We start from the raw sequence: 13,696 nt of genomic DNA on the forward strand, positions 1-13,696 counted from the left end.
GGGGGCGCGGCGAGGGATCATGAGGGGTCGCGACCCTCGTCGTCGGAGATGGTCCGCAGGAAGTCCTCGAACTCCGCGCCGAGCTGGTCGGCCGACGGGATCTGCGACCCCTCCGGCACCCACAGGTTGGGGGCCTGCTGGCCGCGCATGAACGCGTCGTACTGCTGTTCCAACGCCTCGACGATCGCCTTGACCTCGTCGTTGTCCTCGACCTCGGCCGCGATGGCGCGCCGGTTCATCTCCGCCTTCTCCACCAGGCCGTCATTGGGCAGACTCAGCCCGGTGGCGTCGACCACGGCATTGAGCGCGGCGAGCGCGCCCTCTGCGAACTCGGCGGCCGCCAGGTAGTGCGGGACGTGGATGGCGAACCCGACGGCGCGCTGACCCGACTCCCCGAGCCGGTACTCGAGCAGGGCCGGGAACGAGGCGGGCACCTGGACCCGGCCGAAGGGGGAGCGCGCCTCTCCGATCAGCTCGGGATCGGTGGCATGCGACGTCATCCCGATCGGGCGGGTGTGCGGCACACCCATGGGGATGCCGTGCACCGTGACGACCAGGGAGACATCGAGCCGGTCGATCAGCTCGCGGACGGCCGCGACGAGCCGCTCCCACTGGAAGTCGGGCTCGGGGCCGGTCAACAGGTAGTAGAGGCGGCCGTCGCGGTCGGTCAGGCGACGGAGGAGGATCGTGGGCTCGTCGTAGCCGTCCCAGCGGTCGCGGTCGAAGATCATGGTGGGGCGGCGGTCGCGGTAGTCGACCAGCTGATCGACGTCGAACGCGGCGACCGTTTCCGGGTCCCCGGCCTCGACCAGGTGCTCGCCCAGCAGCCCCTGGATCTTGCCCGCGTCGATGAACGATCCAACGGCGACGACCAGCACGCCGGAGCGTGGAACATCCGCGTCGGCGTCGGACTCGAAGCGGAAGAGGTCGGACGGGTTCTGCACGACATGCCTTTCTCGTTGACGCCCGGCCGCCGCCGACAGCCTCTCGCCGGCCGGCGCTGCCGGTCCCTTCGACACTACCCGCAGCACGCCAGACCCTGCGGTTCGCATCACGGTGATCACGTCGGTACTACACGACGTAGTGTCATATTACGCACACAGAGCGCAACCGATTTACGTCACGGTCACAGATACCCCTAGCCTGCCGATCACTGTACTTCGGGGGTAGTCAGCGCGGACCTCGCGACTCCCGGACGAATCTGTAGGGATGGTCAAGACGCGTGCGTGCCCGTATTTCGTTTCTCCTGGTCGTGGTGTTGGCTCTGCTGGCGGGAATCGGGGCGACCGTCCCGGCGTCCGCTGAGGTCCCTGTCGCTCCCGGCGTGGCGGACGGTATCACCGTCACGGTCCACGGCGACGCCGTCCTCGCCGGTGCCACAGGGCAGGTGAATGCGTCGGTCAGCAACCCGGCCGGGGTGGACCTGTTCAACGCCCTCGCGGTGGCTGTGCTCCCCGTGGGCGTCGCCTACGCACCGGGCAGCATCAGCCCCAGCAGCCTCGGCGAACCGACGATCCTCACCTGGATCCCGGACCCCGACGACCCCGACGCGGAGAACCCGGCCACAGCGCAGGTGCTGGTCTGGTCGAACATCGCCGACCTGCCGATCGGCTCCGACGTCGGCCTGACCTTCGGGACCGTCGCAGATCCGGATCTCTACCCCGCCGGTTCGTCCTACGAGGTGGGCGTCGGCTTCTACGCCAGCGACAACGAGCGCAACGCCCCCGACGTCACCATCCCCGACTCCGGCCCGCCCGTCATCAGCGACGCCACCGAGGGAGGCGACAAGGACGCGACCGTCCAGGTCGTCCCTGTCACCATCACCAAGTCGGAGACGGCAAACGCCGAGGCTGAGGTCTACCGCGGCCCCCAGAACCCCGCAACCTACGCCGTGACGGTGCGCACCGCCCCTGAAGGCGGCACGGCCGGCGTCGTCGTGGTCGACGACGTGCCCGCCCAGTTCACGGTCACCGGCTGCACGGGTGCGTTCCCGTGCACCCGCACGACCGTCGAGGTCGACGGCGAGGTCTTCACCCGCCTCGCCTGGGACCTCGGCACCGTCGCGGCCGACACCACAGTCAAGCTGACCTACACCGCCTATGTCGGCGAGCGCGAGATCACGATGCCCAACGGTGAAGCCACCGGCGCCAGCACCCGCCCCGACGGCGAGGGCTACGACGTCAGCAACACGGCGATCCTCACGGGCACCTACGCCGGCGACGTCGCCCCCGGATCCCAGGCGGACGTCACCGTCTCCGACTCCGCTACGGTGCGCGTGCTCGACCTCGGCGTCGTGAAGACCGCCTCCGCCAGCGATTTCGTCGGTGGGGACACCCTGCGCTACACCCTGAACGTCCGGACCAGCCAGTACGTCTCCACGACGGGCATCACGCTCAGAGACATCATCCCCAACGGCATGTGCCCCGTGCTGCCGGCCGGCGTGCAGCTCACCGGAGACACCTGGCCGGCCGAGTGCGCCAACGCCGCGGCGGGCACCGGCTCGGTCACCGGCGCGACGATGACAGCCGTCGACTTCGACGCCGCCACCGGCGTGTTCACGGTCGACTTCACCCTCCGGGACCTCGACGCCGACCAGGACGCCACCGTCCGCTACTCGGTGCTGATGCGCCTGAACTACCAGGACGGCGAGCCGACGGCCGTCGGAGACGGGTTCACCAACGCGGTCACCGTCGCGGGGACCACCCACGCCGACGACGAGGATCTCAGCGTGACCAACGACTCGGCCGCATCGTTGGGGACGGCCGACGTGACCCTGGCCAAGTCGATCTGGCTCAACAGCTCGCGCACGCCGATCACCGGTATCTCCGGAACGGGATCGACCTGCCAGAATGGCGAGTACACCCAGGCCCCGTCGGATGCCCCGAGCTACCAGCTCGGCGACCTCGTCTGCTTCCGCATCGAGTCCACGTTCCCCGTCGGCGTGTCGACCAGGTCGGTGTTCCTCACCGACTTCCTGCCCCCGGGCATGTCCATGGTCGGCTGGGCAACCGCCCCCGGAAACACCACCACCGTCACGCCGATGGGTAGCACGCCTGCCACGGCGACCCGCTGGGCGCTCGGCGAGGAGACCTCCGGCACCCGCTTCGTCGCCCCGGGAGCGACCGCGACGATCGACATCCTCGCGCGGGTCGATTCCGTCCCCGCGACCAAGCCGCGTGTCACCGGCAACCTGGCCAAACTGCGGTACAGCACTGACGACAACCGGGTGGTCGGTCTGCGCGACGCCGTCGACCTCCAGCTGTCGCCGCCACCCCCGCTCGCGCTGGACAAGAAGGTCAACGGCGCCGACTCCCTCACCCCGGTGCGGGAGGGCCAGTCGCTCTCCTTCACCATTGACGTTTCGCACACCGGGACGACCGCGAACTCGACCGCTGACCCCGTCGACGAGGTCGAGGTCTGGGATGTCCTGCCCGCGGGCTTCGACTGTGGCGACATCACCTCGGCATCTCCAGCCATCACCCCCGGCTCGGACTGCACGACGCTGCCCGACGGCAGCACCCGCGTGGTCTGGAACCTCGACCTGGCGACTCCGCTCGTCGGCGGCGGGAAGACGACCATCTCGTACACCCTCTCAGTCCCGACGCCGCTGTCGATCTCCTCGACGCACACCAACACCGCGGCGGTGGTCCGCTACACGCCGATCAGTACCGACGGGATCAGTGCCGTCACCGGGCGTCCGACCTTCTACCCCACCAACCCCGTCGGCGCCTACCCCGACGAGACGAAGAACGCCCCCGAGGCGTCCGACCAGGCGACGGTCGGGCTCGCACCGGCCGCCGTCACGAAGGCGGTGGTCTCCACCGGCGTCTCCGAGACCAACAACTCCGCCGACACGCAGGCCACCATCGGTGAGACCGTGACCTGGCGCTACACCGCGACCATCCCGGCGAACACCAGCATCTTCAACGGGGTGCTGAGCGACGGGCTGCCGGTCGGTTCCCGCCTCACTGTCTCCGGCGCCGGAACACCCACCGCGACCGCTTCGAACGGCGCGACGATCACCACCGGCTGCACGGCCGACGCCACCGCTTTCCGCCTGTGTAGCGACGCCGCCGACCCCCAGTTCGGCTCGTTGCTCTTCCCGACCATCTGGACGAACACCTCCGCCCAGGCCGTGACCTTCACCGTCACGCTGCCGACTCGGGTCGCCGACGTGGCGGCCAACACCCACTCGTCGACCATCTCCAACACCGCGACGCTGACCAGCACCCCCGGCACCGCGCCGACCGGGTCCGTGACCCGCGGCAGCGCCACGGCGCAGGTCGGCGTCGTGGTCGCGGCCCCGGCGCTGGCGAAGGCCGCGTCCGTGACCTCCGCCACCGCCGGCTGGACCACGGCCGACAGCCTCGTCGCCGGCGGCGGCCAGACCCTGTACTACCGCCTCACTGCCAGCAACACCAGCGGTCGGCCTCCGGTGCACGACACCGTGATCGTCGACTGCATCGACTCCCGCCTCACGAACTTCTCGAACCTCACCTCCTCGACGGTCGCCACTCTCGGCGGACCCGTCGCCGGCGATGGCACCAACGGCTGCGCCACCGGGCGCACGAAGTACACGTGGACCCTGGCGCAGGACCTCGCCTCGAGCGCGACGATCATCTACAGCGCCACCGTGCCGAACCCCATCGCGGGCGGCGTCACGTTCCGCAACGACGCCGCGCTGGCAGGGTCGACGGTCGCCGGCGTCGTCGACGGTGAGCGCACACTCACCGCGACCGCCAACCGCACCGTCACGGCCGCCCCGCCGACCCTCACGAAGGTCCGGGTCTCCCCCACCGGCGCGGCCGTGCCCGGCGAGACCGTCACCTGGCGCCTCACCATGAAGGTCCCCGCCGGCGTCCTGCTGCACGAGGCCCGGATCCTCGACACGCTCGGCACGCCGCTGGGCACCGCAGCCAACGCCACGTTCGCCGTGTCCTGCGCCGACGACTGGACCGGCCCCTGCCCGACCGGCTCCCGCCTCGCCGCGCCGTCCGGCTCGCCGCAGGTGCTCGGCGTCTACCTCGACGACATCGCGGCCGCCGACGCCGCGCGGACCCTCTACGTCGACGTCACCACCGTCGTGCCCACCTCGACGGCCGCGACCGTCCTGACCGCGACCAACCAGGCCCGCATCAGCTGGAACACCACGGCGGGCACGCCGCCGACCACCGCGGTCGCCGGCACCAACTCGACGTCCAACGTGAGTGCCACGGTCGACCTGCGGCACCCACTCGTGACGGTCACCAAGTCCGTCAGCGACGCCTCCACGCCCAAGGCCCAGGGTGAGATCTTCATCTACACGGTCACCGCCGGCGCGGTCCAGAACACCTCGCCCAACGGCAAGCCGGCCTACAACGTGAAGGTGGTCGACAAGGTGCCCACCGGGGTCATCCCCGTCGTGAGCTCCACCGACCCGACGCCGCTGGCCGACAACGCGACCCTCGCCGGCGGCGGCGTGTGGAACGCGACCGCCCGGACCATCACCTGGACCTTCGCGTCGCTCACCCCGGGCGCGACCGCGACCAGCGTCACCTACCCGGCGAAGCTCGACCTCGCGACGAGACTCACCGGCGCGGCGCTGGTGAACACCGCGACGCCCACCGCGTGGGACTCCCTGCCTACCGACGGGAAGACCTACACCTCGTCCACCGGCGCGACGGCGTCCGTCACCCCGGCCGCGCCGAAGGTCGACGCCACCAAGCAGCAGGTGACCGCCAACCCCGTCTACATCGGCGACAACGTGACGTTCTCACTCACGCTGACCAACAGCGGCACCGCAACAGCGGTCTCCCTGAGCGCGGTCGACACCCTGCCCACCGGGTGGACGTACGTCGCCGGGTCGGCCAGGCTGGGCGGCTCCGCCCTCGCCGACCCCGCCGTCTCCGGCCAGCGACTCACCTGGGCCGGCCTCGGCCCCCTGACACCCGCCCAGTCGGCGACGATCACCTACCAGGCGGTCGCGGGCAGCGGCGTGCAGGTGGGCAGCACCGTCGCCCACACGAACGCCGTCACCGCGGCGGACGTGACCGACGCGACGGGCGGCACCTCCCTCACCGGCGGCGCACTCCCCTACGTCGGCACCGGCGACTCGGCGACCGCGCGCATCCACCAGACCGACCTGGCGATCACCAAGACCGCCGGCACGTTCACCGCGGGCGGCACGGGCAGCTTCACGATCGTCGTCACCAACAAGGGCGCCGACCCCGCCGTCGGCGCCAGCGTCCGCGACACCCTCACCCTGCCGACGGGAGTATCCGTCGCCAGCGTCGTCACGACCCGCGGCACCTGCTCCCTGACCGGCAGCGTCCTCGACTGCACGAACCCGGCTCCACTCGCCTCGGGCGGAACCTGGACCATCACCGTCGGCCTCTCGGTCGCGGCCGACGTCGCCTCCGGGACGGAGGTCCCCAACACCGCGACCGTCTCGGCGCGCACCGAGGACCGCACGCCCGGCAACAACACCGCGACGGCCACCGGCAGGGTCATCACGTCCGCCGACCTCGCCGTCTCCAAGGCCGTGACGAACCCCGCGAGCGGGGCCGTCACCGCCGGGCAGGCGATCGAGTGGTCCGTCACGCTCACCAACTTCGGTCCGTCGGTGTCGCGCGGCAGCGCGGCGACGCCGATCGTGCTGACGGACACGCTGCCGAGCACCGTCACGGGGCTCTCGATCACGGGCACGGCGCCGGACGGATGCACCCTGACGGGCCGTCAGCTGCGCTGCGAGATCGACCGTGACCTCGCCGTCGGCGACACGATCGTCGTGCGCGTCGCCGGCACCGTCGCCTCGAGCGTGCCCGCCGGCCGTGGCGCGATCGTCAACACCGCCTCGGTGACGCCGGTCACCACCGATCCGGCCACGCCGAACAACTCCTCGACGACCACCACCGACGTGGTGGTGCGCGAGGCCCTGACCATCGTCAAGGCCATCACCGACCCCGCCCCGCCCGCCGAGGTCACCCCGGGTGACCAGCTGACCTACACCCTCCGGGTGAGCAACGGTGGACCCTCCGATGCCCGCGGCGTCTTCATCGTCGACGCCCTCCCCGAGGGCCTGACGTTCGGCAGTATCGTCGGCGCCGCAAACGGCTGGACCGCGACGGCGAACGCTGACCACACGGTGACGTTCACCTACGCGGGCACGCTCGCCGCCGGGGCCGACGCGCCGCTGATCACCTACACGGCGAAGCTCGGCGCGCACGTGACGGGCGACCCGGCGGATCTGGAGAACGTCGCGACGGTCTCCTCGGCGTGGAAGGCGAACCAGGATTCCAGCAGCGCCATCCCCGGAGTGCCGAACCCGGAGGCGGACCTGGCTCTCGACAAGTCAGTACGTCCGACCGGCGGCGAGGCCGGTGACTCCGTGGTCGCCGGGAAGACGGCCGTCTACACGATCACCGTCGACAACCGTGGGCCGTCCGACGCGGGCACCGTCACGGTGACCGACGTCCTGCCCGTCGGCCTGAGCGTCGACGGCGACCTGCCGGAGCAGTGTGAGGCAGACGGCCGCAGGATCACGTGCGTCCTGGCCGACGGCCTCGACGCCGACGACGACCCGTGGACCTTCTCCTTCACGGTGCTGGTCGACCCCTCGTTCGACGGCACCTCGGTTGACAACACGGCGACGGTCACCTCCGTCACCGATGACCCCGACACCGGCAACAATGCGGACACCGCGACGCTGGACATCATCTCGCGCGCCACGCTCCGCGTGACCAAGACCCCGTCGGCTGAGACCGTCACGGCCGGCGACACCGTCACGTGGACGATCGTCGTCGACAACGACGGCCCCTCGGACGCCCGCGATGTGCTCCTGACGGACGTCCTCGAACCCGGGCTGGAGTTCGTCTCGGCCGGCTCCTCCACCTCGGGCGTCACGTGCGCCGAAGATGCGGCGACCTGCTCACTGGGCACGATCGCGGCGGGCGAGACGGTACGGATCTCCGTCGTGACACGGGTCCGGTCGTCGGTCGTCGATGGCACGACGATCCCTAACGAGGCCACCGCGACCTCGTCGACGATCGATCCCAGCACCGGGGACCCCGCCACCGCGACGGGTGGGGACGAGATCGCCACCATCGCCAGGAGCGAGCTGACGATCAGCAAGACGGCGACCACCCCGACGGTCTCCGCCGGCGAGGTCGCCATCTTCCGCATCGCGGTGGGCAACGACGGTCCCTCCGACGCCGCGGCGGCCGTGAAGGTGACCGACACGCTGCCCGACGGAGCCACGTTCATCTCCTCCTCCACCATCGGCGGGCCCGCGCAGTGGGCCTGCGAGGACGGGGGCGATGACGTCGTCTGCACGCTCCGGGACGCCGACGGTGACCCGGTGACGCTGGCGGCCGGCACCGACGCGCCCGTTCTCCAGATCTCCGCTGTCCTGGACGCGGCGCTGCCGGCGGGGAAGGTGACGAACACAGCGAAGGCCACGTCGCCGAGCGACCCGACCCCGCCGTCGGACACCGCCGACGTGGACGTCGTCACGTTCGCCGACCTCGGCATCACCAAGACGGCCGTCGGCACTCCGACGGCCGGCGAGGAGTTCGCCTGGACGATCACCGTGACGAACCACGGCCCCAGCGACTCGGTGGCCAGCGCGACCGATCCCATCCTGATCACCGACGAGCTGCCCACGGGCGTCACGTTCGTGTCGGGGTCGGGCGCGGCCTGCAGCGACGAGGACGACACAGTGACCTGCGAGCTGCGCAGCACGCTCGCCGCGGGCGACTCCGTCGCCGTGACCCTCCGCGTGGCCGTCGACGAGGCAGCCAGCGGGGTGATCAGCAACACGGCCACCGTGACCCCGTCGCTGACCGATGAGCCCGACGGCGCGACCCATCCCAACGAGGCGACCAACGTCACGGAGCCCGTCATCGAGGAGGCGGACCTGGCGATCGCGAAGGCGGTCACCACCGACGCCGGCGACATCGTGGCAGGGCAGCCGATCGCGTGGCAGCTCACGGTGACCAACCTCGGCCCGTCGAACTCCGATGCGGATGCCGACCACCCAATCGTCGTGACCGACACCCTGCCCGAGGGCGTGACCGCGCAGTCGGCCAGCGGCCAGGGATGGGACTGCGCCGTGTCGCAGGACCAGAAGACCGTCACGTGCACGCTCGACAGCGACCTCGCCACCGGCGACCCGCAGACGATCACCGTGCAGGCCATGATCGACCCGGACACCCGGGGCGATGTCACCAACACCGCGGCCGTCGCCCCCGGCCTCACGGCGCAGCCCGCCGACTCGGCCGACAACGACGAGGCGACCGCCACGTCCACCGTGCTCGAGTCCGCGGACCTGCGGCTGGTCAAGGACATCAGCGGCGAGGTGGTCGCCGGAGCGACCGGCCGCTACCTGATCCAGGTGTTCAACGGCGGCCCGTCGACCGCCCGCGACGTGACGGTCACGGACCGGCTGCCGGAGATCCTGACCTTCGAGCGGGTCGTGACGCCTGAGGGCGAGGCGTCCCCGTGGACCTGCGCGCCGTCGTCCGGTGACCCGCAGGTCATCGAGTGCACCTACGACGGGTCGATCGTTCCCGGCCCGGAGGCCGTGACCCTGGAGATCGAGATGTCCGCCGCGGCGGACCTGACCGGCGACGTCACCAACACGGCGACGGTCACCTCCTCGACTCCCGACCCCGACCCGGCCAACAACACCGACGGCGTCGACGGGACGCTGGTGACCTCCGCCGACCTCGTCGTCGCCAAGTCCCACGACCCCGAGCTGCCGGCGGTCGCCGGCGAGGAGTTCACCTGGACGGTCACCGTCACCAACGACGGGCCGAGCGACTCGGTCGCGTCCGAGGCCTCGCCCATCACGGTGACCGACCGTCTGGAGGACGGCACCACGTTCGTCCCGGATCGGTCCTCCGACGCGTGCAGCGTCGACCCCGCCGACCCGCAACTCGTCGTGTGCCTCATCGAGCAGACGATCCCGGCGGGCGGCTCGGCTAGCGTCGACGTGCGGGTCGCGCTCGACGAGGCCCTGGCCGGTGAACTCTCCAACTCGGCCACCGCCACCCCCGGCGACACCGCGGACCCCGACCTCGCCAACAACACCGGCACCGACACTGTCCCGGTGGCGGAGGTCGCCGACCTCGCCGTCGAGAAGGGGGTCGTGACCGCGGCCGACGACGTGGTGGCGGGGCACCAGATCGAGTGGGAGGTCCACGTCATCAACCGCGGCCCGTCCAACTCGGACGCGTCGCCCGACGACCCGATCCGTGTCGTGGACACGCTGCCTTCCGGCGTCTCGTTCGTGTCCGCCGAGGGAACCGGCTGGGCCTGCGCGGCCGGTGAGGTGGTCGACGGCCGCGAGACGGTGGAGTGCCTCCTCACGTCCGACCTTCCCGTGGGGCGCGCCCCCGTGATCACGATCGTCGGGCTCATCGATCCCGGTGTGCAGGACTCGGTGCGCAACGAGGTCGAGGTCTGGCCAGGCCTCACGCCTGAGCCCGACGGCAGCCGTGACGGGAACACCGACCACGCGAACGCGCCCGTCGGGGAGTCCGCCGACCTGCTGCTGACGAAGGCCGTCGCCGAGACGATCAACGCCGGCTCCGGAGGTCGGTACGCACTGACGGTCACCAACCTCGGCCCGTCGACGGCCCGCGGTGTCGAGATCGTCGACACCCTGCCCGACGGCCTCACGTTCGCCGCCGCCACCGGCGACGGCTGGGAGTGCGCCGCCGATGGCCAGGAGGTGGAGTGCTCCTACGCCGAGGTCCTGGCGCCCGCCGCGTCGCTCACGCTGCTGATCGACGTCACGGCTGACGAGTCCTTGACGGGCGACATCGTCAACACCGCGACGGTGTCTGCCACGACGCCCGACCCCGACCCCGACAACAACACGGGGACCGCCACCGGCACGGTAGCGGAGCGGGTGGACCTGTCGATCGTGAAGACGGCGACCGGTAGGCCGGTGGTCGGCGAGACGTTCGCCTACGAGTTGGCCGTGCGCAACGCCGGGCCCGCCATGGCCCGCGGGGTGCTGGTCTCCGACCTGCTCCCAGCCTCCCTGGCGGCCGTCTCCGCGGAGGGCGAGGGCTGGTCCTGCGGCCTCGACTCCTCGACGGGAGCCGTCTCGTGCGCACTGCCCGAGCTGGCCGCGGGCCAGAGCGCCCCGGTGATCACGGTGCTGGTCAGGGTGCTGCCGGCCGCGTACCCGACCGTCGCCAACACGGCGTCGGTCTCGTCGACCACGCCGGAGGACGCGGCGACGCTCGCGGACAACTCCTCGACCGCGACGGTGGAGGTGCCGGCGCTAAGTGCCCTGGCGATCACCAAGGAGTTGACCGGGGGCCTCATCACGGGCAAGACGGCGCACTACGTCGTCACGGTGACGAACCAGGGCCCGACGCCCGATCCGGGCCCGGTCACGGTCACCGACCCGATGCCGGACGGCCTCGTCGCCAGGAGTGCGGAGCTCACCGGGGCCGACGGCTCGTGTGAGGTGGACGCCGACGAGGTGACCTGCCTCGTCGACGGCCTCGAGGTCGGGCAGACGGTCACCGTCGACCTGACCGTGTACGTGTCGGCGGACGCGAGCGGCGACATCATCAACGTCGCCACGGCCACCTCCGACGCGTCGGACGACGTGGTGGAGGCCAGCGCGGAGGGCACGGTGACGGTGGTCAGGCTGCCCAACGCGGGCGGCGGCCAGGGAGTCTCGTTCGGGGTCGGCCTGCTGGCCCTGGTCGGGCTGATCGCACTGGCAGGCGCACGCCGACACCGCGACGAGGCCTGACCGCGACGCGCCGCCGGGAAGCCATCCCCGGCGGCGCTCCGGCTCACTCGATCCAGGCCGTGTCGACCGCGACGCCGTCCTCGAACGTCACCCACACCCACTGCACGTCGCTGCCGCAGTAGGTGTAGCGCCAGTCCTCGTGGTCGCCGTCGGCGTAGTCGAGGCGGCCGGGCGAGTGAAGCTTCGCGGCCACCTCGGCCCTGGTGTCCCCGATGGCCACGCGCGACACGTCGGCCGCCGTCGCGCAGCCGCAGGTCGCGGCCTTGCGGATCTTCAGCGTCTGGAACCGCTTGACGGTCGTGGCCGCGTAGTAGCCGCCGCTGCGCTTCTTCACCTTGTACGTCACGACGGTCTTGACGGTGTAGGTGCCCGTCCCCAGCTTGGCGGACTTCTTCTTCGACACGATCTTGTCGCCGGCCGCGTTCCAGATGGTGACGTACTTCTTCGTGATCCTGACCTCGCCCCTGACGGTGAGGGCCGGGCGGACCGTGACCTTGCTGCCGGCCGCGATGGGCGCGACCGTGATCCTGTTGATCGTGACCCCCGTCGCCGCGTCCGCTGTGGCCGGGGCCAGGAGCCCGACGACGGCGGCCAGCAGGACGATGATGAGCGCCTTCATGCGCATGTCGACTCCCTGCGTTCAAAGGTGGTCAGACGAATCTACGTCGCGCGCCCCTCCACCACTCCGGGCCGCCGGACGGTTCCGGAGCGCTGATTGTTTGTGCAGCCGCGGGGGTCATCTGGCGCAGGGACAGGTGGGCGATTCGCCTCGCCCCCCGGCGAGGCAGCCGCCGCGTTGAGCCCGTCGCGAAAATGCCTCGCGGGAGACCTGCGGGGCTCTGGACATCGGGCAGCGACGGGGATTGAGAAAGGTTAGGCTGACGAAACTACCCATGCTCAAAGGAGACACATGCCACCGCGTCAGCGCGTCCTGCGCCATGCCACGGTCACCGCGACCGAACGGGTCTCCCCCTGCCTCGTCCGACTGACGTTCGCCAGCCCCGACCTGGCGGGGGCGGACCTGCCGTTCACCGACCACTACATCAAGATCCTGTTCCCGCCCGCCGGCGCGCCCTACACCGCGCCGTTCGACCCTGAGGTTGTCCGCGAGCGGTTCCCGGAGCACGCGCCGGTGACCCGGACGTACTCGCTGCGGACGCACGACGCACAGTCGGGAACGATCACCGTCGACTTCGTCGAGCACGGCGACGACGGCCTGGCCGGACCCTGGGCGGCACGCGCGAAGGTGGGCGACGAGATCGGCTTCTTCGGTCCGGGTGGGGCCTGGGCGCCCGACGCAGCGCACACCAGCTACGTCCTGGCGGGCGACGAGGCCGCGGCGCCCGCGATCTCGGCCGCGCTGGAGTCGCTGCCGGCCGGCGCCCGCGCCGTCGCCTTCATCGAGGTCGCCGACGACGCCTCCCGTTTCGCCGTCCCCGCCCCCGAGGGCGCCGAGGTCGTCTGGGTCCCGCGCGACGGGGCCCCGTACGGCTCGAGGCTGACCGAGACCGTCCGCGCGCAGGCGCCCACCGACAAGGGCGTCGCCTGGTTCGTCCACGGCGTCGCGGAGATGGTCAAGGACCTGCGCCGCTACCTGTTCGTCGAGCTGGGCCTCGACCGCGCCGACGTGTCGATCTCCGGCTACTGGCGCACCGGGATGACGGAGGACGGCTGGCAGAGCTCCAAGCGCGAGTTCGTGGCCGGTATGGAGGAGCAGGAGGCCGCGGCGCTCGCCGGTAACCTGTCGACATGAGTCGTACGGTCGCCATCGAGGACAGCGACGCCGGGCGCGAGGGACGCCCCAGCTCGATTCCGGCGCACAACAATGCCTATTTCGGGGTTGCTGCACCCATGTTGCAGCAACCCCGAGATAGGCATCGTTGTGCCGGGGAAGGGGGATCCGGGCGGGCTCAGGGAGCCCGGAACGTTGAACACACAGTC

4 protein-coding genes are annotated in these 13,696 nt (G+C 71.1%); 2 read left to right on the top strand and 2 right to left on the bottom strand.

The genetic code is table 11. The features are described 5' to 3' along the window. Positions 1-17: 17 nt before the first annotated feature. Complete coding sequence (locus KDB89_RS12305) at positions 18-944, bottom strand: proteasome assembly chaperone family protein (protein ID WP_219081450.1); 927 nt, start codon at positions 942-944, stop codon at positions 18-20. Between the two features lie 278 nt (positions 945-1,222). On the opposite strand from KDB89_RS12305, the gene KDB89_RS12310 reads away from it, so the two are divergent. Next, positions 1,223-11,755, top strand: a complete 10,533-nt coding sequence (locus tag KDB89_RS12310) for a DUF11 domain-containing protein (protein ID WP_219081452.1) — start codon at positions 1,223-1,225, stop codon at positions 11,753-11,755. Positions 11,756-11,798: 43 nt separating this feature from the next. On the opposite strand, the gene KDB89_RS12315 is transcribed toward KDB89_RS12310, so the two are convergent. Further along, entirely contained in the window at positions 11,799-12,380 is a 582-nt protein-coding gene (locus KDB89_RS12315) for a hypothetical protein (RefSeq protein WP_219081454.1), read from the bottom strand. Between the two features lie 285 nt (positions 12,381-12,665). Here KDB89_RS12315 and KDB89_RS12320 point away from each other — a divergent pair, with 285 nt between their 5' ends. Continuing rightward, complete coding sequence (locus KDB89_RS12320; protein WP_219081456.1) at positions 12,666-13,508, top strand: siderophore-interacting protein; 843 nt, start codon at positions 12,666-12,668, stop codon at positions 13,506-13,508. Positions 13,509-13,696: the final 188 nt, after the last annotated feature.

It is taken from the genome of Tessaracoccus palaemonis (assembly GCF_019316905.1).
Classification (GTDB): Bacteria; Actinomycetota; Actinomycetes; order Propionibacteriales; family Propionibacteriaceae; genus Arachnia; species Arachnia palaemonis.